The sequence below is a fragment of the Novosphingobium sp. BL-S-21 genome (genome assembly GCF_055521655.1).
This window is the reverse complement of the sequence record NZ_CM145496.1, coordinates 1,372,001-1,395,675: the sequence shown is the minus strand read 5'-3', so window position 1 is coordinate 1,395,675 and position 23,675 is coordinate 1,372,001. Positions and strand designations below refer to the sequence as shown.

The 23,675-nt window shown below is 64.0% G+C and carries 24 protein-coding genes and 1 tRNA gene; 17 read left to right on the top strand and 8 right to left on the bottom strand.

What is annotated here, in order from left to right; translation table 11 throughout:
• The first annotated feature begins 75 nt into the window (after positions 1-75).
• Together ACZ1J6_RS15010 and ACZ1J6_RS15005 are read left to right on the top strand one after the other, a co-directional pair.
• Entirely contained in the window at positions 76-1,344 is a 1,269-nt protein-coding gene (locus ACZ1J6_RS15010) for an amidohydrolase family protein (protein WP_132263934.1), read from the top strand.
• A 205-nt stretch (positions 1,345-1,549) separates the two neighbouring features.
• Positions 1,550-2,725 (top strand): hypothetical protein, encoded by a 1,176-nt coding sequence (locus ACZ1J6_RS15005; protein ID WP_465128212.1) that lies wholly within the window; start codon positions 1,550-1,552, stop codon positions 2,723-2,725.
• Here the strand turns inward: ACZ1J6_RS15005 and ACZ1J6_RS15000 are convergent.
• Positions 2,722-3,444 (bottom strand): extensin family protein, encoded by a 723-nt coding sequence (locus ACZ1J6_RS15000; protein ID WP_132263930.1) that lies wholly within the window; start codon positions 3,442-3,444, stop codon positions 2,722-2,724. The genes ACZ1J6_RS15005 and ACZ1J6_RS15000 overlap by 4 nt on opposite strands.
• Positions 3,445-3,716: 272 nt before the next feature.
• On the opposite strand from ACZ1J6_RS15000, the gene ACZ1J6_RS14995 reads away from it, so the two are divergent.
• Both ACZ1J6_RS14995 and serA read left to right on the top strand, forming a co-directional pair.
• Complete coding sequence (locus tag ACZ1J6_RS14995; RefSeq protein WP_465128211.1) at positions 3,717-4,850, top strand: phosphoserine transaminase; 1,134 nt, start codon at positions 3,717-3,719, stop codon at positions 4,848-4,850.
• A gap of 130 nt (positions 4,851-4,980) precedes the next feature.
• On the top strand, positions 4,981-6,567 hold the full coding sequence (gene serA / locus ACZ1J6_RS14990) for a phosphoglycerate dehydrogenase (protein ID WP_132263926.1): 1,587 nt from the start codon (positions 4,981-4,983) through the stop codon (positions 6,565-6,567).
• A 79-nt stretch (positions 6,568-6,646) separates the two neighbouring features.
• On the opposite strand, the gene ACZ1J6_RS14985 is transcribed toward serA, so the two are convergent.
• Complete coding sequence (locus ACZ1J6_RS14985) at positions 6,647-7,402, bottom strand: EF-hand domain-containing protein (RefSeq protein ID WP_465128210.1); 756 nt, start codon at positions 7,400-7,402, stop codon at positions 6,647-6,649.
• Between the two features lie 287 nt (positions 7,403-7,689).
• Here ACZ1J6_RS14985 and ACZ1J6_RS14980 point away from each other — a divergent pair, with 287 nt between their 5' ends.
• From ACZ1J6_RS14980 to ACZ1J6_RS14965, 4 genes are all read left to right on the top strand, one after another.
• Positions 7,690-8,841 carry an ATP phosphoribosyltransferase regulatory subunit gene (locus ACZ1J6_RS14980; RefSeq protein WP_132263922.1) on the top strand — a complete coding sequence of 384 codons (1,152 nt, stop codon included), beginning with the start codon at positions 7,690-7,692 and terminating at the stop codon, positions 8,839-8,841.
• Positions 8,842-9,007: 166 nt separating this feature from the next.
• Entirely contained in the window at positions 9,008-10,297 is a 1,290-nt protein-coding gene (locus ACZ1J6_RS14975; RefSeq protein WP_132263920.1) for an adenylosuccinate synthase, read from the top strand.
• Between the two features lie 4 nt (positions 10,298-10,301).
• A complete protein-coding gene (locus ACZ1J6_RS14970) occupies positions 10,302-10,796 on the top strand; it encodes a L,D-transpeptidase family protein (protein ID WP_465128209.1) in 495 nt (164 codons plus the stop codon).
• A 264-nt stretch (positions 10,797-11,060) separates the two neighbouring features.
• A complete protein-coding gene (locus ACZ1J6_RS14965; protein ID WP_465128208.1) occupies positions 11,061-12,044 on the top strand; it encodes a GGDEF domain-containing protein in 984 nt (327 codons plus the stop codon).
• Positions 12,045-12,110: 66 nt separating this feature from the next.
• On the opposite strand, the gene ACZ1J6_RS14960 is transcribed toward ACZ1J6_RS14965, so the two are convergent.
• Both ACZ1J6_RS14960 and ACZ1J6_RS14955 read right to left on the bottom strand, forming a co-directional pair.
• Positions 12,111-12,899, bottom strand: coding sequence for a DODA-type extradiol aromatic ring-opening family dioxygenase (locus ACZ1J6_RS14960; protein ID WP_465128207.1), 789 nt, complete (start codon positions 12,897-12,899; stop codon positions 12,111-12,113).
• Positions 12,900-12,927: 28 nt separating this feature from the next.
• The gene (locus ACZ1J6_RS14955) at positions 12,928-13,332 is read right to left on the bottom strand and encodes a DoxX family protein (RefSeq protein WP_465128206.1); all 405 of its coding nucleotides are present in this window, start codon (positions 13,330-13,332) and stop codon (positions 12,928-12,930) included.
• A gap of 90 nt (positions 13,333-13,422) precedes the next feature.
• On the opposite strand from ACZ1J6_RS14955, the gene ACZ1J6_RS14950 reads away from it, so the two are divergent.
• Complete coding sequence (locus tag ACZ1J6_RS14950) at positions 13,423-14,328, top strand: LysR family transcriptional regulator (protein ID WP_132263911.1); 906 nt, start codon at positions 13,423-13,425, stop codon at positions 14,326-14,328.
• Between the two features lie 21 nt (positions 14,329-14,349).
• On the opposite strand, the gene ACZ1J6_RS14945 is transcribed toward ACZ1J6_RS14950, so the two are convergent.
• A complete protein-coding gene (locus tag ACZ1J6_RS14945) occupies positions 14,350-14,541 on the bottom strand; it encodes a DUF1674 domain-containing protein (protein ID WP_134095291.1) in 192 nt (63 codons plus the stop codon).
• A gap of 54 nt (positions 14,542-14,595) precedes the next feature.
• On the opposite strand from ACZ1J6_RS14945, the gene ACZ1J6_RS14940 reads away from it, so the two are divergent.
• Positions 14,596-15,843 carry an RsmB/NOP family class I SAM-dependent RNA methyltransferase gene (locus tag ACZ1J6_RS14940; protein WP_465128205.1) on the top strand — a complete coding sequence of 416 codons (1,248 nt, stop codon included), beginning with the start codon at positions 14,596-14,598 and terminating at the stop codon, positions 15,841-15,843.
• A gap of 180 nt (positions 15,844-16,023) precedes the next feature.
• Here ACZ1J6_RS14940 and ACZ1J6_RS14935 read toward each other — a convergent pair whose 3' ends face one another.
• Entirely contained in the window at positions 16,024-17,100 is a 1,077-nt protein-coding gene (locus tag ACZ1J6_RS14935; protein ID WP_465128204.1) for a choice-of-anchor A family protein, read from the bottom strand.
• A gap of 293 nt (positions 17,101-17,393) precedes the next feature.
• The gene (gene msrA / locus ACZ1J6_RS14930) at positions 17,394-17,939 is read right to left on the bottom strand and encodes a peptide-methionine (S)-S-oxide reductase MsrA (protein ID WP_132263904.1); all 546 of its coding nucleotides are present in this window, start codon (positions 17,937-17,939) and stop codon (positions 17,394-17,396) included.
• 116 nt (positions 17,940-18,055) lie between these two features.
• On the opposite strand from msrA, the gene ACZ1J6_RS14925 reads away from it, so the two are divergent.
• The 7 genes from ACZ1J6_RS14925 to ACZ1J6_RS14895 all read left to right on the top strand — a co-directional run bounded on the left by ACZ1J6_RS14925 (position 18,056) and on the right by ACZ1J6_RS14895 (position 22,928).
• Positions 18,056-18,916 (top strand): class I SAM-dependent methyltransferase, encoded by an 861-nt coding sequence (locus ACZ1J6_RS14925; protein ID WP_442046298.1) that lies wholly within the window; start codon positions 18,056-18,058, stop codon positions 18,914-18,916.
• A 14-nt stretch (positions 18,917-18,930) separates the two neighbouring features.
• On the top strand, positions 18,931-19,794 hold the full coding sequence (gene aguB, locus ACZ1J6_RS14920) for an N-carbamoylputrescine amidase (protein ID WP_465128203.1): 864 nt from the start codon (positions 18,931-18,933) through the stop codon (positions 19,792-19,794).
• A 41-nt stretch (positions 19,795-19,835) separates the two neighbouring features.
• On the top strand, positions 19,836-20,345 hold the full coding sequence (gene folK / locus ACZ1J6_RS14915) for a 2-amino-4-hydroxy-6-hydroxymethyldihydropteridine diphosphokinase (protein WP_132263898.1): 510 nt from the start codon (positions 19,836-19,838) through the stop codon (positions 20,343-20,345).
• A gap of 40 nt (positions 20,346-20,385) precedes the next feature.
• Positions 20,386-20,461 (top strand) — tRNA-Lys (locus ACZ1J6_RS14910).
• A 329-nt stretch (positions 20,462-20,790) separates the two neighbouring features.
• Positions 20,791-21,852: a hypothetical protein gene (locus ACZ1J6_RS14905; RefSeq protein ID WP_465128202.1), complete on the top strand. Its 1,062-nt coding sequence runs from the start codon at positions 20,791-20,793 to the stop codon at positions 21,850-21,852.
• Positions 21,853-22,053: 201 nt separating this feature from the next.
• Complete coding sequence (locus ACZ1J6_RS14900) at positions 22,054-22,263, top strand: hypothetical protein (protein WP_465128201.1); 210 nt, start codon at positions 22,054-22,056, stop codon at positions 22,261-22,263.
• Positions 22,264-22,334: 71 nt separating this feature from the next.
• Positions 22,335-22,928, top strand: coding sequence for a hypothetical protein (locus ACZ1J6_RS14895; protein ID WP_465128200.1), 594 nt, complete (start codon positions 22,335-22,337; stop codon positions 22,926-22,928).
• Positions 22,929-22,968: 40 nt separating this feature from the next.
• Here ACZ1J6_RS14895 and ACZ1J6_RS14890 read toward each other — a convergent pair whose 3' ends face one another.
• Positions 22,969-23,637: a hypothetical protein gene (locus ACZ1J6_RS14890; protein WP_465128199.1), complete on the bottom strand. Its 669-nt coding sequence runs from the start codon at positions 23,635-23,637 to the stop codon at positions 22,969-22,971.
• Between the last annotated feature and the right edge of the window lie 38 nt (positions 23,638-23,675).

Sequence of the window (23,675 nt, the reverse complement as noted above, 5' to 3'; positions counted from 1 at the left end):
TCGGCGTTGGGCTCTCGATTGACCCGCAGCCCCCGAGGTTGCGACATGAGCCCCAATTGTTTTGGGAGACAGGCCATGGCTGATGGCGACACGAAGGAAATGCAGGAATCTGCGCGCAAGTACTGGTCGGCGGAAGGCTATACCAAGGGCGGAGTGATCCGCGAGGTTGACTACGCAACCCAGTCCGGCGGCCTCGATCCGACGCTGGAAGGCATCAAGATCGTCGATACGGACACGCACCTCAGCGAACCGCCAACGCTGTTCACGGACCGCGCGCCGGTGGGCCTGAAGGCCAAGATGCCGTTCGTGAAGCGCGATGCCGACGGGGTGGACCGCTGGTACATCGGTGACCGCAACTGCGGCTCGCTGGGCGGCAACGTGATCCGCAAGGACAACAACAAGCTGCTCGGCCGCCTGGCCTTCCCCACCCTGGAGGAAGCCCATCCGGGTGGTCACGAGATCGCCCCGCGCCTGAAGGCGATGGACGACATGGGCGTCTATGCGCAGATCTGCTTCCAGAACTCGGGCATCACCCAGGCGGGCATGCTGATGACGCTGGGCGACGACGATCTCGCCGTCACGATCATGAAAGTGTTCAACGATTTCAACGCCGAATATCAGCGCGACTCGGGCGAGCGCCTGTTCCCGATGGCGCACCTGCCGTTCTGGAACAAGGCGGAGATGGAGAAGGAAGCCCGCCGCTGCATCGACATGGGCCTGCGCGGCTTCGTGCTGCCCGATACGCCCGAGCGCGTCGGCGTGCCCAGCTTCAACCATGAATACTGGACGCCGTTCCTCGAAATGATCGACGCGGAAGGCATTTCGCTCAACTTCCACCTCAACGCCGCGATCGATCCGAACACCCTGACCTGGGAAGGCTTCGCTTTCGAACAGACCCTGTCGGTGGTCGCGACGATGTTCTCCATCGGCAATGCCGCGACGCTGGGCAACTGGATGGTCTCGGGCCGACTCGACCGTCACCCGAACCTCAAGATCGGCCTGATCGAGAGCGGCATGGGCTGGGTGCCTTTCGCCGTGGAAGCGCTGGAACACCAGTTCCAGGAAATGCTGCCCAGCAAGCGCAACGTGCTGAAGAAGCAGCCCTGGGACTACTTCCGCGACCACTTCAAGTGCACCTTCTGGTTCGAGAAGATCGCGCCCAAGCTGCTGCTGGAAACCATCGGCGTCGACAACGTGATGTTCGAAACCGACTTCCCGCACCCGACCTCGCTCTATCCGGGCGTGCAGGCGCATATCAAGGACGTGCTGGGCGGCTACGATTACGCGGTGAAGAAGAAGGTCCTCCAGGACAACGCGGTCAATTTCTACAAACTGCCGTTCTGAGTAGATCGAAAGCCTGAAGCCGTGCCGGGGCGAGCAGTCGCTCCGGCACTGTTCAATCCGGTTTGGTTGTTTTTCATGTGGCGATCGCGCACAGGCGCGTTACGAAGCCTTGATAATCTTTTATTTTACTACATGCTAATGAGTAATCGCTGGATCGTGCCCCGTTCCGGTCCTCGTTCCATCCTCGCCCCTGGAGGAGATCGTGATGCTCATTCTACCGCTTCTGCTGCTGCAAGCCGCCGACTCGGCGAATAAGGCGCCCCCCGTTCGGGTATCGCCGGCCCAGGACGAATTCGCGGATTCGATGGTAACGGTCACCGGGCGCAGCCTGCGCTCCACGGCGGCCTCGCTGGAACAGTGCCTCGCCCGGCATTGCACGCCCGCCGAAGATATCGCTGCCTCCATGGAGCATGCGGAGAACCAGCTCGTCGCCGGTGAGATCCAGGGCGCGCGTAAAACACTCATAAAGTCGCGCTCCCGCAACAAGCGCTATGCCGAAAGCCTGCCCCGGGAAGTAAGCGGATTGCTCCAGTTCGATGCGGACGTGGCTTTGCTGCTGGGCATGCCGGACTATGGGCGAATAGCGACTTTCGACTCGATCGATGCCTTGAAGGCAGGCTTGCCGGCTGACGATCCCTCCATTGCCGCCAAACGCCTGACGGTAGCCGACGTCTTCCTGCGGCAAGGCAAGTATTCCGCGGCCGTTCACATGTATGATGCCGTGGCACGGCGGGCAGAGGAATCGGGCTGGCCGGCGGTGCAGGGTGCCGCCATGTTCCGCTCGCTGCGGTTCTATGCCATGGCTGCCAGCGTCAATCCGGCTTATGCCTATGAAAGCCGAAAGCGCTACGCGGCTTTGCGCGAGACGACAGATCCCGCCATGAAGCCCATGCGCGATGCAGCACATGCCCTGACCGCCAGGCTCAAGCTCCTTTCCGACAAGGATGCAGACGTGGAGGAGGTCATGCGGGGGCTGGCCGGGGTCAAGGTTTCGACGCCGCTCCTGATCTATGCGCCTTCGGTCGAATTGGGGGCGGGCTCGTCCGCCGAACTCGGCTATGTCATGCCGACCGCGGGGTCGAACCAATGGGTCGATTTCAACTATCGGATCGGCCCGGACGGGGCGGTTCGGGATGTGGAGATCGTGTCTCAGGCCCCCAAAGTAAGCTCAGGGCTGATTGGCATCATGAAAAAGGCCCTGGTCGGGCGCCGCTATGCGCCGCTTGACCTTCCGGCCGATTCCACCGGTATGCTGCGCCGGGAGCGCTTCATGGTCGTAGCCGATACCGCACAAGTCACGAACACGCGGCTCAACCTGAAGGCCGGCCTGCCGAAACTGATGACGATGGACCTGACCTCCAAAATGAACGCGAAGCCTTAGCGGCAGAAGTTCGCGCCGTCCGCTTCGAGGTGGAAGTGGTTCTTGTGGGCTTCGTTGTAATCGGGGCCGAGCGTGGTGCCGAAGCGTTTGCAGGCGCTGTCGTGGACGACGCGCAGGAAGCGGCGTTCGGCGGGGGTGCCGTTGCTCCAGTCGCCCAGCACGGTGATGCGGCGGCCGTCGGCCAGGACGAAGCCGGACACATCGATGGCATTGGCGGTGGCATGGCCTGAGCGGCGCGCGGTGCCGGCGACATTGCGGCAGTTGTAGCTGCCATAAGTCTCGATGCTCAGGATGCGGCTGCCGAGGATCTGCTGCGCCGCCCGGTCGACGCCGTAGCGCGCCCAGGCCGCGAAAGGTGTGGCCGTGGTGCAGGTCACGGGGCCGAGGTTGGTCACCGATACGGTCGCCCGGTCGGTGTTCAGGGCCGAGAGTTTCACCGTGCCCAGGGTGGAGCAGCCGTTGCCATAGTACCGGTCCGTCACGGGCGTGAAGACGGCGTTCTGCGCGCCGAGCGTTGCCATGCACTGGCGCAATTCGCGGGAAGGCGGCGGCGCGGCGGGGCGCGACTGGGCCGAGGGGCGGGCGCCTCGTCCGCGCGGTTGTTCCGCGCGATCGATGCAGCCGCTCAGAACCGCCGCCAGCGGCAGCAGCAGCGAGAGGCCCAGCGAAGACCGTGAAGGCAGCAATCGGTGCGGCGGCGTCGTAATCCGGGGCGTCATCATCGCGTCCAAGCATCCGGGACTGGCGTGAACGGGAGCTTACCCGGCCAGCCATGAGGCGGGAAACGCGCGGCGCGCGGTTTTCCACCGAATAGCGAATGCGCGGAATTCCGCTGGTTTTGCGCATGGAAGCACTGCGAAAGATCGAAAACGGGAAACGATCTGGCGCAAGCGACCGGAGAATCGTTTGACAAATTTCCCGGCCTCTTTAGACGCAGCGCCGGGCCACGCGGTCCCAACGCCGCGCGTGCTCTCTGTAAGGAGAGTCAGAAATGACTGATATTATTAGCGTACCCGCGCGCAAACCTGCGCGTCCGCACTTCTCTTCCGGTCCCTGCGCCAAGCCGCCCGGATATGCCCCCGAAAAACTGAACACCGAAGCACTCGGTCGCTCGCACCGCGCCAAGATCGGCAAGACGCGTCTCGCGTATTGCATCGATCTGATGCGCGAAGTTCTGCAGCTGCCCGACACGCATCGCATCGGTATCGTCCCCGGCTCCGACACCGGCGCCTTCGAGATGGCCATGTGGACCATGCTCGGCGCCCGCGGCGTGACCGCGCTGGCCTGGGAAAGCTTCGGTGAGGGCTGGGTTACCGACGCCGTCAAGCAGCTCAAGCTGGAACCCACCGTGTTCCGCGCCGACTACGGCCAGCTGCCCGACCTCGACAAGATCGACTGGTCCGACGACGTGCTCTTCACCTGGAACGGCACCACTTCGGGCGTGCGCGTTCCGGACGCCGAGTGGATCCCGGCAGACCGCGAGGGCCTGTCCTTCGCAGACGCCACCTCGGCAGTCTTCGCCTACGACATCGACTGGTCCAAGATCGACGTTGCCACCTTCTCCTGGCAGAAGGTCCTGGGCGGCGAAGGCGGCCACGGCGTGCTGATCCTCGGCCCCCGTGCCGTTGAACGCCTTGAAAACTATACCCCGGCCTGGCCGCTTCCCAAGGTGTTCCGCCTTGTCTCGAAGGGCAAGCTGGCAGAGGGCGTGTTCAAGGGCGAAACCATCAACACCCCCTCAATGCTCGCCGTCGAGGACGCGATCTTCGCGCTGGAATGGGCCAAGGGCCTGGGCGGTCTCGAAGGGCTGAAGGCCCGTTCGAACGCCAATGCCCACGCGCTGGACAAGATCGTCGCCGAGCGTGACTGGCTGAGCCATCTGGCAGTCGACAGCGGCACCCGCTCCAAGACCTCGGTCTGCCTCTCCGTCGAAGGCGCCGATGCCGACTTCATCAAGAAGTTTGCGGCCCTCCTCGAAAAGGAAGGCGCGGCCTATGATGTCGCCGGATACCGCGATGCCCCTCCGGGCCTGCGCATCTGGTGCGGCGCGACCGTGGACACGGCCGACGTCGAGGCGCTGGGACCGTGGCTCGACTGGGCCTACGCGACCGTCAAGGCCGGCTAAACCATTCCACGTCGTCCCGGACTTGATCCGGGACCGCTGACGGAGCCGAAGCCAAACCACCGGCGAAGCTCCGTCAACACTTCCACCGATCCCGGATCAGGTCCGGGATGACGAGTGAAGGAATAATTCCATGACCAAGCCCCGCGTCCTCATTTCGGACAAGATGGATCCCAATGCCGCCCGTATCTTCGAGATCCGCGGCTGCGACGTAGACGTCATCACCGGCGAGACCCCCGAGCAGCTGATCGCCCGCATCGGCGATTATGACGGCCTTGCCATCCGCTCGTCGACCAAGGTCACCAAGGAAATCCTCGCCGCCGCGAAGAACCTGAAGGTGATCGGCCGCGCCGGTATCGGCGTCGACAACGTCGATATCCCGGCCGCTTCGGCCCAGGGCGTCGTGGTGATGAACACGCCGTTCGGCAACTCGATCACCACCGCCGAGCACGCCATCGCCATGATCTTCGCCCTCGCGCGCCAGATCCCCGAAGCCAACGCGCAGACCCAGCAGGGCCTGTGGCCGAAGAACGGCTTCATGGGCGTCGAAGTCACTGGCAAGACGCTGGGCCTGATCGGCGCGGGCAACATCGGCTCGATCGTCGCCAGCCGCGCGCTCGGCCTGAAGATGAAGGTCGCCGCCTTCGATCCGTTCCTCACCCCGGAACGCGCCGTGGAAATGGGCGTGGAGAAGGTCGATCTCGACACCCTGCTCGAACGGGCGGACTTCATCACGCTGCACACGCCGCTGACCGACCAGACCCGCAACATCCTCTCGGCCGAGAACCTGGCCAAGACCAAGAAGGGCGTGCGCATCGTCAACTGCGCCCGCGGCGGCCTGATCGACGAAGCCGCGCTGAAGACCATGCTCGACAACGGCCATGTCGCCGGTGCCGCGCTCGACGTGTTCCAGACCGAGCCCGCCAAGGACTCGCCGCTGTTCGGCACGCCGAACTTCATCTGCACCCCGCACCTCGGCGCCTCGACCACCGAAGCCCAGGTCAACGTGGCGCTTCAGGTTGCCGAGCAGCTGGCCGACTTCCTGGTCAATGGCGGCGTCACCAACGCGCTCAACATGCCGTCGCTCTCGGCCGAGGAAGCGCCGAAGCTGAAGCCTTACATGAAGCTGGCCGAAATGCTGGGTTCGATGGTCGGCCAGCTGACCCGCGACTCGGTTCCCCGCATCTCGATCCACGTCGAGGGCGCCGCTGCCGAACTGAACCAGAAGCCGATCACCGCCGCCGTGCTGGCCGGTTTCCTGCGCGTCCAGTCGGACACGGTGAACATGGTCAACGCCCCGTTCCTCGCCAAGGAGCGCGGCCTTGAAGTGCGCGAAGTGAAGACCGAGCGCGAGGGCGACTACCACACGCTGATCCGCGTTTCGGTGAAGACCGAAGCGGGCGAGCGTTCGGTGGCCGGCACGCTGTTCAACAACGTCGAGCCGCGCCTCGTCGAAATGTTCGGCATCAAGGTCGAGGCCGAGCTGGCCGGCGACATGATGTACATCGTCAACGAAGACGCCCCCGGCTTCATCGGCCGCATCGGCACCCTGCTGGGCGAGAACGCCATCAACATCGGCACGTTCAACCTGGGTCGCCGTGACACCGGCGGCGAAGCCGTGCTGCTGCTCTCGGTCGACAGCGCCGTGTCGGAGGACGTTCTCAAGGCGGCCACTGCACTCCCCGGCGTGAAGACGGTCAAGGCGCTCAAGTTCGCCTGATCGTTCACGTTCAAGGCTCTCAACGCAAAAAGGGGCCGGCATCTTCGGATGTCGGCCCCTTTTCTGTGTCCCGGGTGCTTTACTGGCCTGACGGGGGCGGGCCCATCGGCGGCATGCCGCCGCGCGGCCCCATGCCGCCCGGGCCATCGCGGCCGCTGCCCCTGGGGCGCAATTCCTGCATTGAGAGATAGCCGTCCTTGTCCGTATCGGCGGCCTCGAACTTCGCGCCTTCGTAAGCCAGGAGTTCCTCCAGCGAGACGCCCGCGTCGTAATTCGTGTTGGCCCTGGCGATCAGCGTGCCGGAGATCGGCTCGATCAGGTTGCCGAGCAGGGCGTCTTCATCGTCCCTGCCGGAGCCCAGGTCGGGCGCGATCACTTCCAGGACCTGGCCGGCGCGATCGCCCACCGCGCCGCGTTCGTCAGTGGCGAGCGAGCCCATCTGCTGCTGCCAGGCGGTGAACTCCGCCATCGAGATCGTGCCGTCGCCATTGGCGTCGACTTTGGCGAAGCGGCCCCTGATCGCGGCGTCGCGCCGGGCGTTCACCAGGGCGTGGAATTCCTCCAGCGTGGCCAGTCCATCATGGTTGGTATCGGCCTCGCGGAACATGGCGGTGACGATCTTGTCATAGCGCGCGCGGGAGATCGGCTTCGGAGCGCGGGGCTTTCCGCCGCCGCCGGATCCGCCGGGAGGGCCGCCCCCCGGACCACCGCCGCCGCCCATTCCGCCGCCGCCCATTCCGCCCATTCCCCCCATGTCGTCGCCGCCTCCCATCTGGGCATGGGCAGGCGTCTGGATGAGCAGCAGGAGCAGGAGAAGCAGGGAAATCTTGCGCATGGACCTCGACCGTTGTTCGCAGGGCAGGGCAGGACGCAGCGGGCAGGACAGCCGGGCTCGGTCGCGAGCTGGGCGCATGCCTGGCGGTCCGGCCCATGCAGGGATGGGCTGTGACTGGATGTGTCGTCCCGCCAGACGATGCCGGCGGGATAGCGTCATGGCCGGCGTTTGTTGACAGGAAATTTCACGCAAATTGTCGCAGGCTTTCGCTTTCTGACGACAGATGCATCGCAGGGGGCAGGTGTCATTCGACATTTCCCGCCCACCCCGCTAAGGGCGCCACCATCATGCAGGACAACGACCGCGATCTCTTGCCCGAAGGACTGGGCGACCGTCTTCCGCAGCAGGCCTGGGCCTCCCAGCAAGTGCGCCGCATGGCGCATGACGTGCTCCAGGGCCATGGCTACGAGCGTGTCGAAACGCCGCTGATCGAATTCGAAAAGGCGCTCGCCAGCCGCATGGCCGGCGTGCAGGTGCGGCGCATGTTCCGCTTCGTCGATTCGGTGTCGATGCGGATGCTGGCGCTGCGTTCGGACATGACCGCGCAGATCGCCCGCATTGCCGCCACGGGGCTGGCGGAAGCGCCGCGCCCGCTGCGCTTGTCCTATTCGGGACAAGTCTGCACCATCAAGGGCGACGGCCTCGATCCGCGCCGCGAGCATCTCCAGCTCGGCGCCGAGCTGATCGGCACCGATTCGGTCGCTGCCGCCGGGGAAGTGGTGGAACTGGCGATCGAAGCGCTGCGCGCGGCCGGGGCCACCGGGATCTCGGTGGACTTCACGCTGCCCGATATCGTCGACACCCTTTCCGCAGAAGCGCTGCCGCTGCCGGAAGCGCGGATCGGCGCGGTGCGCCAGATGCTCGACGCCAAGGATGCCGGCGGCCTCGTCGACGTGGGCGGCGAGGCTTATCTGCCGCTGCTCTACGCGGTCGGTCCTTTCGCCAGCGCGATCGAGCGTCTTGCCGCCTTCGACACGCCGGGTGAAGCCGGCGTCGTCGGCAGTGCCGGGGCGCTCGCCAGCCGCATCGCCGGCCTGCGCGAGATCGCCGCACGCGTGGGCGACAAGGCCCGCATCACGCTCGACCCTTCGGAGCGGCACGGCTTCGAATATCAGTCGTGGTTCGGCTTCACGATCTATGCCGAGGGCATCTCCGGCAGCCTCGGCCGGGGCGGCACTTACCGGATCCTCGGCCAGACCGGGCATCACCCGGAAGCGGCGACCGGCTTCTCGCTCTATCCCGATCCGCTGGTGGACCTGCTGGCTGCCGAGCCGCAGGCGCAGCGCAAGCTGTTCCTGCCGCTGGGCCACGACCCGCGCGTGGCCGGGCAGCAGCGTGCCATCGGCTGGACCACCGTGGCGGCGCTGGCCGAAAGCGACGATCCCGTCGCGCTCGGCTGCTCGCACCGGCTGGACGGCGCAGAGGCTGTCGCGCTCTGATATCGGCCGATCGGGTCCGGGATCACGGCCCTTGACTAGCCATGCGCCTTGCCACTAGGGCGCGGACGAAAAGCCGGGGCGCTTCCGCCCCAATGAAAATCCATATCGCCGAGACCTGTCGAAGGGCGTTATAGGATCCACCGTGGCAGGGTGGAGGAGTATATCCATGGCCAACGTAACCGTGATCGGCGCCCAGTGGGGCGATGAGGGCAAGGGCAAGATCGTCGACTGGCTGGCAAGCCGCGCCGACGCCGTCGTCCGTTTCCAGGGCGGCCACAATGCCGGCCATACGCTCGTCGTGGGCGAGCAGGTCTACAAGCTCAGCCTGCTGCCCTCGGGCATCGTCACCGGCACGCTGTCGATCATCGGCAATGGCGTGGTGCTCGATCCCTGGCACCTCAAGTCCGAAGTCGAGAAGCTTCGCGGCCAGGGCGTGGAGATCAATCCGGACAACTTCGCGATCGCGGACAATTGCCCGCTGATCCTGCCGCTTCACCGCGACCTCGATGGCCTGCGCGAAACCGCTGCCGGTTCGGGCAAGATCGGCACCACCGGCCGCGGCATCGGCCCGGCTTATGAGGACAAGGTCGGCCGCCGCGCCATCCGCGTCTGCGACCTTGCGCACCTCGATGCGCTGGAGCCGCAGCTCGACCGCCTTTGCGCGCACCACGACGCCCTTCGTGCCGGCTTCAACCAGCCGCCGGTCGATCGCGAGGCACTCATTAACGAACTGCGCGAGATCGCGCCGTTCGTGCTCCAGTTCGCGCAGCCGGTGTGGAAGCGCCTGAACAAGGTGCGCAAGGCCGGCGCCCGCATCCTGTTCGAAGGCGCGCAGGGCGTGCTGCTCGACGTCGACCACGGCACGTATCCCTTCGTCACCAGCTCGAACACGGTTTCGGGCACGGCGGCTTCGGGTTCGGGCCTCGGCCCGTCCGCCACCGGCTTCGTGCTGGGCATCGTCAAGGCTTATACCACCCGCGTCGGCTCGGGCCCGTTCCCGACCGAGCTGGAGGACGAGACCGGCCAGCGCCTTGGCGAACGCGGCCATGAATTCGGCACCGTCACCGGCCGCAAGCGCCGCTGCGGCTGGTTCGACGCCGTGCTCACCCGCCAGTCCTGCGCGATCTCCGGCGTCACCGGCATCGCGCTGACCAAGCTCGACGTGCTGGACGGCTTCGAGAAGGTGCGGATCTGCACCGGCTATCGCCTGAACGGCAAAGTGCTGGACTACTTCCCCAGCCACGCCGCCGACCAGGCCAATGTCGAGCCGATCTACGAGGAAATGGACGGCTGGCAGGGCACCACCGCTGGCGCCCGTTCCTGGGCCGATCTGCCCGCGCAGGCGATCAAGTACATCCAGCGCGTGCAGGAACTGATCGAGACCCCGGTGGCGCTGGTCTCCACCAGCCCCGAGCGCGAGGACACCATCCTCGTGCGCGATCCCTTCCTGGATTGATGCGGTGCGGCGCGGGTTCAGACTCGCGCCGCTCCTGCTTTTGCTGGGCGCTGCGGAAGCGGAGCCTGTTCTCCAGTTTCCCCAAATCGACCTGATCCGCGTGCGCAAGGCGGCGCGGACCATGGAGCTCTGGTCCGGCGACCGGCTCGTCCATGTGATCGAGCACATCCAGCTTGGCGACGCGCCCATCGGCCCCAAGCGCTTCGAAGGCGACGAGCGCACCCCCGAAGGTCGCTACGAGATCGACTGGGGCAATCCGCAAAGCGCCTATCACCTCTCGCTCCACATCTCCTACCCCAATGCCCGGGACCGGGCCTATGCCCAGGCTCGCGGCCGTTCGGCGGGGGGAATGATCATGATCCACGGCCAGCCCAACGACCTGGAGACCGGCCGCGTGCGCGGCGACTGGACGGACGGCTGCATTGCCGTCTCCAACCCGGAGATCGAGGCGCTCTACGAAACGGTGCCCGATGGCACGCCGATCGAGATAAACCCCTGATATTGCGATCACACCTGCCGCCCGCTCCCGAAAATTGATGTAGATTGCATTCCACGGACGACGACGGGCGTTTTTAGGAATTCAATCCTGCTCTAGGGATGTCTACGTGGATAGGGAGCCGCCGCCGGGAATCGGCACGAATGCCTTGCGCGTGGCTCAAGCGCCCTTTCGAGATCGGGTGCCGGCAGGTCGAACCGCCGGTTTTCGGTCAGTGGATCAACATCGCCAGGGCCCTTGCGGCCATGGCGCGGTCGGAACGCCTCTATGCTCCCCCAAACCATCCTCAACGACGAGCAGGGCCGCCTCGCGGCGCTGCGCAATCTCGACGTGCTGGACACCGAACCGGAAGAAGCGTTCGAACATGTCGTCTCGCTGGTGCGGGCCGTGCTGGGCGTGCCGATGGCGGCGGTCACCCTGGTCGATGCGGATCGGCAGTGGTTCAAGGCGCGCAGCGGGCTGGATGTGGCCGAGACGCCGCGCAATGTCTCGTTCTGCACCCATGCGATCCAGCAGACCGCGCCGTTCCTGATTTCCGACGCCAGGCTCGATGCGCGCTTCGCCAACAATCCCTTCGTCGCCACCGACCCCGGCGTGCGCAGCTACGCGGGCATCCCGCTGCTGACGCCGGAAGGCTACAATATCGGCGTGCTCTGCGCGATCGACGACAAAGTGCGCGATTTCAACGAGGCGGAAGTCGCCATCCTCGGCAACTTCGCGCGCATCGTCATGAACGAGCTGGAATTGCGCCGCATCGCCGAGCGCGACCAGCTGACCGGCGCGCTCACGCGCCGCGGCTTCGTGGACAAGGCGAAGCAGGAGATCGCGCGCTTCCGCCGCTATGGGCGGCCCTGCTGCCTGGTGCTGATCGATCTCGACCACTTCAAGCAGGTCAACGACACGCACGGCCATCCGGCGGGCGATGCGGTGCTGCGGGAAATGGCGGCCACGGTGGTCGGCTCCACGCGCCCCGTCGACTTTCTCGGCAGGCTGGGCGGCGAGGAGTTCGCCGTGCTCCTTCCGGAAACCGGCCCCGGCGAAGCGCTCGCGGCGGTAGAGCGATTCCGCGAGACTTTGGCGGAGCACGACATTCCGCTGCCCGGCGGCATGAGCATCCGCGTCACCGCCAGCTTCGGCATCGCGCCCCTGAGCGAGGCGATCGGCAGCGTCGAGGACTGGCTCGCCGCGGCGGACGGCCCGCTCTATGCCGCCAAGCGCGGCGGTCGAAACCGCTGCGAAATGCTGCATTGAGGAAAGAGCGAGGATCCGGGGCCCGGACGCTGGGAATGACCCCGGACCCCCGCGACCTCCCTTTTCTCAGTCGAAGCGGAACGCCGAGATCGCGGTCTTGAGCACGAGGTCCGAATAGACCTTCTCGCCCGCACCTTCGGCGGCGCCAGCGGCGACCATCAGCGGCAGGAGGTGTTCCTCGCGCGGGTGGGAGAAGCGCCCGCCGGGTGCTTCGGCCCAGTGCGACAGCGCCTCGGCGCGGCTTTCGGCGCCGGATCCGGCGGCCCGGGTCAGCCATTGGTCGAAGGCCTGGGAGGGCTCCGTGGAGGCTGGATTGCCGTAGCCGCGCATGTTGTGGAAGCTCATGCCCGATCCCAGGATCAGCACGCCTTCATCGCGCAGCGGGGCGAGCGCGCGTCCGGCGGCAAGATGCAGGGCCGGGTCGAGCGAGCGGTCGAGCGACATCTCGACGACGGGCACGTCGGCCTCGGGCCAGGCCACCTTGAGCGGAACGAACACCCCATGGTCATAGCCGCGCTGCGGGTCCGGGGCGGCCGCGAAGCCTGCCTCGCGCAGGAGCTGGCTGGCGCGGGCCGCCAGGGCAGGCGATCCGGGCGCGTCGAAGCGCAGTTCGTACGTGTGCTGCGGGAAGCCGTAGTAGTCGAACAGCAGCGGCGGCTGCTCGCCGCCGGTGAAGGCGAAGCCCTCGGTTTCCCAATGTCCCGAGACGACCAGAATCGCCTTGGGCGCCTCCGGCAGGCGCGCGGGAAGGCCTTGCAGGAACGCGGCCATGGAGGCCCAGTTGCCCTGCGGGTCGGGCATGAAGAAGCAGGGGCCGCCGCCGTGAGGGATGAAGAAGGTGGGTTGGCGGGTCATGGATCGCGTTCCTTTCAGAGCGGAAGCCTCAGCGCCGGGTCGGCACGAGCGCGTGGGCGCCGTCGCCGATCAGGGCCAGGACGAGGAGGGCAATGGACCAGAAGGCGGGATATTCCCAGCCGCCGCCCTTGCCATCGAAGAAGAAGCCGTTGGCTCCATGCACCATGACGATGGTGCCGAGCAGCAGCGGGATCAAGGCCAGCGCCACGGCGCGGGCGTAGATGCCCAGGATCAGCGCCAGGCCGCCGAGCAGTTCCGCCGCCATGGTCACATAGGCAAGCGCCGGCGGCAGGCCGAGGCTGCCGAAGAAGCCGGCCGCGCCGGCCGGGGTGAAGACGAACATCTTCAGCGAGAAGTGCGCCAGGAACAGCACGCCGAGCGCGAGGCGCAGGATGAACGCGCCGTAGGGGCTGGTGGAAGGGGTAGATATCATGGGGGCTTCCTTTCGAAGACTCCTCTAGACCTTCGCCCCGCTGGTGATAATCATGCCATACGTTGAATGACTTTCTACCAGGGGTGTTGAATGGACCGGCTGAAAGGCATCGAGGTCTTCGTGAAGGCGATCCGGCTCGGCGGCCTCTCGGCGGCGGCGCGGGACCTTTCGATGTCGCCGGCGATGGCGGCCAAGCACCTCAATGCGCTGGAGCAGCGCCTGGGTGCGACCTTGGTGAACCGCACCACGCGGCGGCTGGCGCTGACCGAAGTGGGCGCGGCCTATCTCGACAAGGCGGAGCGCGTCCTGGCCGAACTGGAGGATGCCGATGCCGAAGCGATGGCCCAGTCCGCCGCAGTGGAGGGCCTGCTGCGCGTCTCCGGCCCGGCGGCTTTCGGCAGCGCCTACCTGGCGCGCCTCGTCACGGAATTTCACGCGCTCTACCCGGCCGTCACGGTCGAGCTTGGCCTCAACGACCGGGTAGTGGACCTGCTCGAAGAGCGCTGGGACGTTGCCGTGCGCATCGGCCGACTGGCGGACAGCAACCTGGTGGCGCGCAAGCTGGCGCCGGTGCGCATGGCGATCTGCGCCGCGCCCGCCTACCTCGCACGGCACGGCAGGCCGCAGTCCGTCGAGGATCTCGCAGGGCATGAATGCCTCGGCTACACTCTGGGCAACGAGACCGGCGCCACGCGCTGGGGCTTCGGCCGCGACGGCAGCCGCGCGGTCGCGGTGCGCGGCAGTCTGCATGCCAACAACGGGCAGGTTCTGGCCCAGGCGGCGGAGGCGGGCATGGGGCTCGTCTACGGCCCGCGCTTCTTCGTGGACCGCGCCATCGCCGCAGGGAGGCTGGTGGAACTGGACCTGGGCGCCGAACTGCTCGACCTCGGCGCGGTCCACGCCGTCACGCACCGCACCCGGCGGCCTGCGGCGAAGACGAGGGCCTGGATCGACTTCCTGGTCGAACGCCTGCCGCCGATGGCGCGGGACTGGTAGGCCGTCGCCGGTAGCGGGGAATCAGAAGTCGATGGCGATGCCGTTGCGCACCCAGTCGCCGTAGCGGGTGGGCGAAATCCCGTCGGGGTCCTGCTCCTCCTGCGCGGCCCCTGCCGTTTCTGCGGCCGGCGGGGAGGGCTGGGGCGCGGGGTCGTTCGTCCAGTGGGTGGGCTTGGTGAAGCCTTCGGGACGTTGGGTGGCGCGCTGTGTCATTCAGCCCATGTGGTGGAGGTAGCGTCAAAACGCAATCCGCTATAGGGGCAGGCGATGGACATTCCCGGCCTTCCGGCGCGCCGTGCCGCGCTCAACCTTATCGACGCCGTACTGCGGCGGGGCGAAACGCTCGACCAGGCGGGCGGCTCCGCGCTGGCCCGTGTCGGCGGCGATGCCGACCGGGCGCTCGCCCGTGCCATTGCCGGCGAAGTGCTGCGCTGGCGCACCGACCTCGACGAACTGATCGACAGCGCCACGCGTCTGCCGCTCGCCCCCGATGCCAAGGCGCGCGCCGTGCTGCAGATCATGCTGGCGCAAGTCCTGCGGCTGGAAACGCCCGCTCACGCGGTGATCGCCACCGGCCTGCCGCTGCTGATGGGCGGCCCGCGCCGGCTGGCGCATGGCGTGTTCTCCACCCTGACCAAGAACGGCGTCACGCTTCCCGACGTGCCGACCCTGCCCGAGGACGTGGCCGGGCGCTGGGGCGTGCGTGCCGAGGCGATTGCTGCCGGTCTGGCCGAGCCGCCGCCGCTCGATCTGGCGCTGCGCTATCCCGAGCAGACCGCCGAATGGGCCGAGCGCCTTGGTGGCACTTCCCTGATGGCCGGCCATGTTCGCCTGGCACGCGGCACCGCGGTCGAGCATCTCGAAGGCTTCCGCGACGGCGCCTGGTGGGTGCAGGACCTTGCCGCCAGCCTGCCCGCACGGCTGCTGGGCAGCGGCACCGCTGGCGGCGCGAGCGAAGCCGGAAGCGCGCTCGATCTCTGCGCGGCGCCGGGCGGCAAGACGCTGCAACTGGCGGCGGCGGGCTGGCAGGTCACCGCGATCGACAATTCCAAGCGCCGCCTCGAACGCCTGCGCGACAACCTCAAGCGCATCGGCCTGGAGGCCGAAGTGGTGCAGGCCGATGTCCTGACCTGGGAGCCGGAGGAAAAATTCGACGCGATCCTGCTCGACGCCCCTTGCACCGCCACCGGCACGGCCCGGCGCCATCCCGACGTGCTCCACCGCATCGCCGGGCGCCAGATCGAGGACATGACCGCGATCCAGGAAAAGATGCTGGAACGCGCCGCGGGCTGGCTCAAGCCGGGCGGGCGGCTGGTCTATGCGGTCTGCTCGATGGAACCGGAAGAGGGCGAGGAACAGGCGGACAAGGTCTCGCTGACGCCGGTTCCGGTCACGGCATCGGAACTGCCGCAAGGGCTAGCGCCCACGGCCGAGGGCTGGGTGCGGACCGATCCGGGGATGCTGGCCGATGTCGGCGGGCTGGACGGGTTCTTCATCGGGCGTTGGCAGAAGTAAGGGGAAGTTCTGGGGGATGATCCCCCAGACCCTCGAAATGTCGGCGTGGCGCGCTGCCTGGCTATCGAGCGCTCCGGGCGGCGCAGCCATTGAGCCTACCGACGCGGCCATGGGCGCACGACGAATACGTGGCGCCTGACCTCGACATTATTGGGGTGCAGGGGCGATGGCCCCTGCTTCTCAGGCCGCGACGACGCGCCGACGACGCCAGAACACCAGCGCACCGAGGCCCAGCGCGAAGAGGCCGATCATGCCCGGCTCCGGCACATCGGTGCTGCCGCCCGAGCTGCTGCCGCCACCCGAGCTGGTCGAGCTGCCCGGATCGCCCGGCGTGTAGCCGCCGGTATAAGTGCCGACGTGCATCTCCCCGTTCTGGACGAGATTGCCGAACACGGCCGAACCCTGGATGTAGTTCGACGTGGTGGCATTGGCGCCCGGCGCCAGCACCGAGCCGCCCCAGGCGGTGGTGAGCGCGAGGTTTTCCGCCTCGTAGAAGTTCCAGACGACGTGCTCGCCCAGGTTGGCGGTACCGCCGAGGAAGTTGTCGTCCAGCTTGATCGAGGTGCCCGAGACGTTGACGATCGCGGTGTCCGCGCCGTTCAGGTTGAACTTGATCTCGCCGATCTTGTCGAGGTCGGCGGCGGAGATGTTGAACACGGCCACGCCGCCCGCACCCGGCTGGGCATTGAAAGTGCCGGTGTTGCCGCTGATCGAGAGCTGGCTGTTGGCCGTCTCGGTGCTCATCGAATGGCTCAGGCCCTCCATCGAGGTGCCGATGAGGCTCTTCTGCTGCGTGAGGTTCTGGGCGAACTGCGGATCGCTGGAAGCCAGGCCCGAAGTGACGGTGTTGTTGTTGACGTTGGTGTTGCTGATCGTGCCGCCCACCAGCACCGTCTGTGCCGCGCCGTTGAGGTTGAGGCCGCTGTTGACGTTGCCGCCGACGATCGCGCCCGAACCGTTGTTGAGGTTCTTGTAGCCGCCATTGACGTCGCCCACCACGGTCAGCCCCGGCGTTCCGGTGCTGGAGGCGGGGAGGGCGGTGATCTGGTAGTTCGAGGCATTGCCTTCGAGATTGCCGCCGACGAACGTGCGACCCTCGACTTCGGAGGACGAGGTGAGGTCGCCCAGCACTACCAGGTTCCAGGTTTTCAGCACGTCGATCCCGGCGATCATGCCCGAGGATGCGAGCACGGGGCTGGCCGCGAAGGCGACGGCGGCAACAGCGACGGAAAGCGACAGCTTGCGTAGACGGGACATGATGGGACTCGCCAATGGAACGGATCGATAGGCGAGCTAAGTACTTGTCCGGGAAGGTTTGGATATGGTTCGTTTCGCCGTGTCTCATGGTGAGACACGGCGAAAGCGAATGCCTTACGCGAAGTGGGTAGAGCCACCCAGTTCGTCATTGCGAGGAGGCGAAGCCGACAAAGCAATCCAGAGCGGCACGGAACTGCCCCTGGATTGCTTCGCTACGCTCGCAATGACGAAGGACGGGATGGCTTCCGCCACGTCCGTCGCCACACAGTCCGAAGCCCCGAAGAGCAGGCGCTTCAGCCCTTGACCTTGTTCTGGAAGCTCTTGCGCAGCTTCATCAGCTTGGGCGGGATGATCGCGAGGCAATAGGGATTCCGCTGGCCTTCGCCGTCCCAGTATTCCTGGTGATAGTCCTCTGCGGGATACCACGCCTCGTTCTGCCTGCCCTCGGCAAAGCCCTCGATCGTGGTGACGACCTTGCCGGCGTTGTCCTGGTTTGAACGGGCGAGCGCGGCCTCGGCCTCGGCGGCCTGGGCATCGTCGAGCGGGAAGATCGCCGAACGGTACTGCGTGCCCACGTCGTTGCCCTGGCGGTTGAGCTGCGTCGGGTCATGGGTGCCCATGAACACGTCGAGCAGGTCGCCATAGGACAGCACGGAGGGGTCGTAGTTCACCTTGATCGCCTCGGCATGGCCGGTGTCGCCGCCGCAGACCTGCTTGTAGGTCGGATTGGCCACGGTGCCGCCGATATAACCGCTTTCCACGGAGTCCACGCCGATGACGTCGCGGAACACCGCTTCGGTGCACCAGAAGCACCCGCCTGCAACGATTGCCGTTTCCATTGTCTTGAATGTCCTCATGAGGGGGAATTTGTCGCTAGATAGGTACACTGGGACGGCTTGTCATTGGGGCGTCGGAAACTAGGTTCAGCACTGACCAGCTTCCACGGGAGAATCGCATGCGCCGCGCCCTCATCGCCCTTTCGTCCCTTCTCGGCGTCATCGCCATGCCCGGCGCCGCCACCGCTGCCGACGAAACCACCGAGGCGGAATCCTGCAAGGGCTGCGAGGCGCTGCTCGAACTCGCCGCCTCCAATCCTTCGCGCAAGGAAGACCGCGCGCGCGACAAGTATCGCCACCCGGTGGAAACGCTCAGCTTCTTCCGCGTCGCGCCGACCATGAAAGTGGGCGAATATGCACCGGGCGGCGAATGGTACTCGCGCCTGCTCGGCCTCTACCTCGGCCAGCAGGGCCATCTGGTGGGCCTCTACTTCAACCCCGAGGCGCCGGCCTTCAAGCCCGAGACTCGGGAGGGCATCCGCAAGGGCGCCGCGAACTACCCGGCTGACGTGGCCAAGTTCACCGGCATGCCGGCCGACAAGTTCGCCGCCTATACCCTCGGCGCCATCCCCCAGGGCGAGAAGGGCACATTCGACGTCATCGTCGTCCCGCGCATGATGCACAACCTGCTGCGCTGGAACATCGCCGGCAGCGAATTCGCGGCCATGCGCGACCTGCTCAAGCCCGGCGGCCTGATCGGCATCGAGCAGCACCGCGCCCGCCCGGACGCCCCGGCCGACTATGCCGACGGTTCCAAGGGCTACTTGCGCGAGGCGGACGTGATCCGTTTCATGAAGGACAACGGCTTCGATCTCGTCGCCCAGTCCGAGATCAGCGCCAATCCCAAGGACACCGCGAACTGGCCGGACGGCGTCTGGACCCTGCCGCCCAGCCTGGCGTTGAAGGACAAGGACCGCGACAAGTACCTCGCCATCGGCGAGAGCGACCGGATGACCCTTCTGTTCCGCAAGCGGGACTGATAGAGGCCCCCTCCATGACCGAAATCACCGTTGCCGCGCTTCAGCTCGCGCTCAATTCCGCGGACGAGGGCGAGAATATCGCCGCCGTCTCCGCGCTCGTCGAGGAAGCCGCCGCCAGGCGCGCGCAGATCGTGCTGCCGCCCGAGCTGTTCTCCGGCCCCTACTTCTGCAAGGTCGAGGAAGAGGAACTCTTTGCGCTCGCCCGCCCGACCGCCGAGCATCCTTCGGTGATCGCGATGAAGGCACTGGCGGCGAAGCTGAAAGTGGTGATCCCCACCAGCTATTTCGAACGCGACGGCCACCACTACTACAACACGCTGGCGATGATCGGCGCCGATGGCGAGATCATCGGCACTTACCGGAAAAGCCACATTCCCGACGGCCCCGGCTACGAGGAAAAGTACTACTTCCGCCCCGGCAACGACGGCTTCAAGGTGTGGGACGTACTCGGCACCAAGGTCGGCGTCGGCGTCTGCTGGGACCAGTGGTATCCCGAATGCGCGCGGGTGATGGCGCTGATGGGCGCGGAACTGCTGTTCTATCCCACCGCCATCGGCTCGGAACCTTATGACGCGACGCTGGACACCAGCCGCATGTGGCGCCGGGCGATGGTGGGCCACTCGGTGTCCAACTGCATGCCGGTGATCGCCGCCAACCGCATCGGCGTCGAAACCGAATGCGGCACAGAGCAGACCTTCTACGGCCACTCGTTCATCACGGACGAATGGGGCGATTACGTCGCGGAATTCGGCAAGGAGGAAAGCGGCGTGCTGGTCTCCACGATCGACCTTGCCCGCGCCGCAAAGCACCGTGCCGGCATGGGCTTCTTCCGCGATCGCCGCCCGCAACTCTACACGCGCATTGCGCAGGATATCTGATAGACCCTCGACAGTTACGACATCATCGGGGGACATCGGCCTTGGCCAAGCACCAGTATCTCGTCGCGCTCGGCTCGAACATGCGCCATCCGCGCCACGGCGGCCCCCGTCAGGTGCTCGCCGCGGCGCTGGCCGCGCTCGATAGCGGCAAGTATGAGGTGCTGGCTGCCTCGCCCATCATCGAGAGCGCGCCGCTCGGCCCCTCGCGCCGCCGCTATGCCAATGGCGTGGCGCTGGTGCGCAGCAAGCGCGAACCCGACGAGATGCTGCACAAGCTGCACAAGCTGGAAAACAAGTTCGGCCGCCGCCGCATGGGCCAGGCCTGGGGCTCGCGGGTGCTGGACCTCGACCTCGTGCTCTGGAGCGGCGGTCCCTGGGCGGGCGGCGAGGGCGAGAAAAGCCTGATTCTGCCGCACCCTGCCTTCCGCAGCCGCGATTTCGTGCTCGGCCCGGCGCGGCGGATTGCGGGGCCCTGGCGTGATCCTTTGACGGGTCTCACCATTAATCAGCTTCATGCCCGCTTGACCAAGCCTCGCCCTGCCCTTAGGTGACCCCTTCCGCAGCCGCTTCGCCGGCCGCGCCCGGCAACGGGGGCCCTTAGCTCAGTCGGTAGAGCAACTGACTTTTAATCAGTAGGTCGCTGGTTCGAACCCAGCAGGGCTCACCACCTATGTAAAATCAACGACTTAGGTGGTTTTTGGGTGCGATTGTCTCACAGATTGTCTCGCAGCTAAGTGGTCGCGCGCACTAGCCACATCTTGACGATTTATCGCCCTGCGATAGGCAGGGGCGCCTGCTTCCCGCCCATTGATCATGACGACCCGCTTGCGCTGATCACGCATTGGAAAATTGGGGCCGAATAGAACCTAAAATCTGTGTGTGATAATGTTTGTAATGGCATTGTCGTCGCCCGACGCTTGACCAACTGCGCTTGTGCCGTCCACATCTGTGCGTAAATCTGGTGGAGTAACCACCCTATGAAGCGGTTGGACCTGAATGAGCGACATTGAGATTTTCGAAGCGTTACGAAGCCGCAGTTCAATTCAAGTCGCGCGACGCTTACTCGCGGGAAACGGGTTCCCAAAGGGCACTGGCTGGGAACAAGTTTTAGAAAAGCTCAATGATGAAGAGGCCGCCGCCAACGCGGATTATGATGGCTTACGTCAGGATTTGCGACGCCTTCTCGCTTCATACGATAAATCTTGCCAAGTTTACCGTTTAGCCCCTGCTGATGCGCATGAATTGCGTGATGCAGTAGCGAAACTTGTAATCGATCAAAGCAATCCTTTCGTTACAAGCTTCCCGTTGCCAATTCCTCCGGCAGTTTTAGCAACTATGCCGGAGCAAGAGCCAACGCCTGTCTCGAAGTTTCAAACGGCGGAATTGCACGGCATCCTGCTTTCTTCGATTAAAACGGTCGAAACTAGAGACCGCTTAAACTCGGCGCAGGTAAATCCTACATCTGTGGTAGATTATGATGAATATATTGGTATTAAAAAGACAAAAGTTCAGTCATTTGATGCCGTAATAGTATCAAAGAAACTGAATTTTGCATATGTTTTAGTAGATGCGTTCAAGCTTACCACAGATGCAGTCATTTCTACCGTCCATATTGAGCTTCGAAAGTTCGTAAACTCGAAGGTAGGGCGCAAGATTTTAGTGGATCCGGTAAACTTATGGCCTGTTATCAACCCCTTGTATAAAGGGCAGGAAGGTTCGGTCAGAACTCTCCTCTGGACGACAACAACGTCTTCGGCAAAACACGAGTGGATGAGAGGTGGCGGGGCGTGCCTTCGTCAAGAAATTGCTCATAAAGCAGCCATGGGCGCCCTAGGGACCGGATTTACGACTTATGGCATCGAAGTGCGCTGGGAGCTTGACGCTGTCCACGACTACACCCCTAGGCCGCAGCTTTCCATTTTAGGAACCTATCGCATGGCATACGAACTCAGTCCGAAGCTGACAGATGCCACTATCAGAGGATGTGCAAATCTGTCAGAGCTTAAAGGAATGTTGGAGCAAGTAATGCTCCACATCAATGGAGCTAAGGCCATTTAAGTGAGACGTCTAGACTACATCGAGAAGGTATTAACCGACCGGTGGGGTCGTAGCCCAGTCGTGGACGTGTGCAATATGGTCTTGGAGTACGCCGCGTCTAAGGCTCCTGAATGCGAAATAACATTAACGTTTGGGGACTTTAAATCCATATCTGGGTTAGAGTTTGATAATACTGATCTGCAAAACGCGATAGCACTATTGGTGTCTCGGTTCGACGTCTTGGAGCTAAAATTTGTTTTCTTTGACGATGATGATGCAGCAATCTATCTCGATCACGATGAGCAGCGCCATTTTCTCGAAACCGGGACTTTGGTACATCCGGTAAGCGGCGAAACCGTAGAGAATGGTGGGAGCCGAACTTACCCCTATTACATCGCCCGCCCTGCCGTGCTTCTGGAAGAGGTATCCTGATGCACGGAGCGTCATGGGCGCAGTTTAATTCCGCAGCCGACTCAACTAGGAAGAGAATACTACTTAAGTTGATGACTGGCCTGGAAAATTACGGCGAGTTTGCGGATTTAGTAGAGTTAGCGCTTACCTACTCTATATCGGAATTAGTTGCGGCGAAAAATATCGTAAATCCCGTCGGGGAGAATAAATCTCGACTAGACGAAGACCAGCTTACATTTTCTTTAATCCAAACTCTTAAGGGGATGATGTTCGACATCAGTCATGGCCAGAACCAAGGGGGTAGTACGGACATTTTGGTCACTGGTCCTCACGAGAGCATATGGATAGGTGAGGCGAAGATTTACACGGATTACGGAAAGCTTATGAAAGGCTTTCAGCAACTTTCGAACCGCTATGCTTCCGGCCTCGAAGGTCAAACGCGTGGGGGAATGCTGGTGTATTTCTTCGACGACAAAGTAAAAACTAAAATGGAGGCGTGGAAGGCATATCTTCTGGAAGCGCGGGACGGATTGAGCATTGAAATTGTCGAAGGGCAGCCTCTTCAATTTCGGTCTCATGAGGCACACGTAGCAACCGAAGCCATGTTAAATACGCTACACATGGCTGTGCCTTTGATGCATAATCCACTGGATGCGCTACCCCCGCCTAAGCGAACAATTGGGTAGCGTTAGCGCTTGTCGCACCGACCATAAGTCCCGAAAAATCCTAAGAAAATTGACGGACGAAATCTCGCCAATCTGCAAGCATTCGGGCATACCGTTCAACAAAAATAGCGCCTTCATTTCCGCGAAGAGGAAAGCGATCAATTGAGAATGGCGTCCCTCGAATGACATCTAGAATTCTCATGTCGCCAACCGAATATGTTGGCAAAGCTTGAGACATCAGCCAAAGTCCAAGGCGCGCATTGTCTTCGTCCAGAGCCGGCTTTTCACTGAAATAGGGGTAGACTAGTCGAGTGCTTTCGCGCCCTATTCTTAGGGCGAGCAAATTCTCGACTTTTATGGTGCCACCAAGTTCTATAAATGAATAGGGTGCCTTGACACCTTCCGAGATCACGGCAATCGGTTCATTAATCCATCGACGTTTTTCATTCCACCAGGACAGGTAGCCTGCTGCTAAAGCTGGATACAGGCGCTTGCGAGCGCCATGATCTTCAATCCTCGCAGCCGTCATCAAGCCTAAGTCTCCTCCATTTGCGGAAAAGCTCTTGGCGTCTGACCAAAAACAAGAGTGAAAATCGTTACCGCCGGTAGATGGCCTTGCCGCTTTGCGGATTTCTGATCGAGCATCCGCTTTAACCGCAGCAATCCTGCGTTCGCGGCTTAACCCAAAATACTCAAGAATTTTACGCAAGTGTAATCGCTCAATGGACATCGTATCTCACCTGAACGCCAAATACGTGGTGAGATTAT

Bases quoted from the DNA above. Each gene is read 5' to 3' on its own strand.
- ACZ1J6_RS14995 (WP_465128211.1), top strand. From the start codon at position 3,717: ATGACTGATATTATTAGCGTACCCGCGCGCAAACCTGCGCGTCCGCAC.
- ACZ1J6_RS14945 (WP_134095291.1), bottom strand. From the start codon at position 14,541: ATGACACAGCGCGCCACCCAACGTCCCGAAGGCTTCACCAAGCCCACC.
- ACZ1J6_RS14980 (WP_132263922.1), top strand. From the start codon at position 7,690: ATGCAGGACAACGACCGCGATCTCTTGCCCGAAGGACTGGGCGACCGT.
- ACZ1J6_RS14950 (WP_132263911.1), top strand. From the start codon at position 13,423: ATGGACCGGCTGAAAGGCATCGAGGTCTTCGTGAAGGCGATCCGGCTC.
- aguB (WP_465128203.1), top strand. From the start codon at position 18,931: ATGACCGAAATCACCGTTGCCGCGCTTCAGCTCGCGCTCAATTCCGCG.
- ACZ1J6_RS14925 (WP_442046298.1), top strand. From the start codon at position 18,056: ATGCGCCGCGCCCTCATCGCCCTTTCGTCCCTTCTCGGCGTCATCGCC.
- serA (WP_132263926.1), top strand. From the start codon at position 4,981: ATGACCAAGCCCCGCGTCCTCATTTCGGACAAGATGGATCCCAATGCC.
- ACZ1J6_RS14895 (WP_465128200.1), top strand. From the start codon at position 22,335: ATGACTGGCCTGGAAAATTACGGCGAGTTTGCGGATTTAGTAGAGTTA.
- ACZ1J6_RS14940 (WP_465128205.1), top strand. From the start codon at position 14,596: ATGGACATTCCCGGCCTTCCGGCGCGCCGTGCCGCGCTCAACCTTATC.
- ACZ1J6_RS15005 (WP_465128212.1), top strand. From the start codon at position 1,550: ATGCTCATTCTACCGCTTCTGCTGCTGCAAGCCGCCGACTCGGCGAAT.
- ACZ1J6_RS14985 (WP_465128210.1), bottom strand. From the start codon at position 7,402: ATGCGCAAGATTTCCCTGCTTCTCCTGCTCCTGCTGCTCATCCAGACG.
- ACZ1J6_RS14965 (WP_465128208.1), top strand. From the start codon at position 11,061: ATGCTCCCCCAAACCATCCTCAACGACGAGCAGGGCCGCCTCGCGGCG.
- ACZ1J6_RS14955 (WP_465128206.1), bottom strand. From the start codon at position 13,332: ATGATATCTACCCCTTCCACCAGCCCCTACGGCGCGTTCATCCTGCGC.
- ACZ1J6_RS14935 (WP_465128204.1), bottom strand. From the start codon at position 17,100: ATGTCCCGTCTACGCAAGCTGTCGCTTTCCGTCGCTGTTGCCGCCGTC.
- ACZ1J6_RS14975 (WP_132263920.1), top strand. From the start codon at position 9,008: ATGGCCAACGTAACCGTGATCGGCGCCCAGTGGGGCGATGAGGGCAAG.
- ACZ1J6_RS15000 (WP_132263930.1), bottom strand. From the start codon at position 3,444: ATGACGCCCCGGATTACGACGCCGCCGCACCGATTGCTGCCTTCACGG.
- ACZ1J6_RS14890 (WP_465128199.1), bottom strand. From the start codon at position 23,637: ATGTCCATTGAGCGATTACACTTGCGTAAAATTCTTGAGTATTTTGGG.
- ACZ1J6_RS14960 (WP_465128207.1), bottom strand. From the start codon at position 12,899: ATGACCCGCCAACCCACCTTCTTCATCCCTCACGGCGGCGGCCCCTGC.
- ACZ1J6_RS14905 (WP_465128202.1), top strand. From the start codon at position 20,791: ATGAGCGACATTGAGATTTTCGAAGCGTTACGAAGCCGCAGTTCAATT.
- ACZ1J6_RS15010 (WP_132263934.1), top strand. From the start codon at position 76: ATGGCTGATGGCGACACGAAGGAAATGCAGGAATCTGCGCGCAAGTAC.
- msrA (WP_132263904.1), bottom strand. From the start codon at position 17,939: ATGGAAACGGCAATCGTTGCAGGCGGGTGCTTCTGGTGCACCGAAGCG.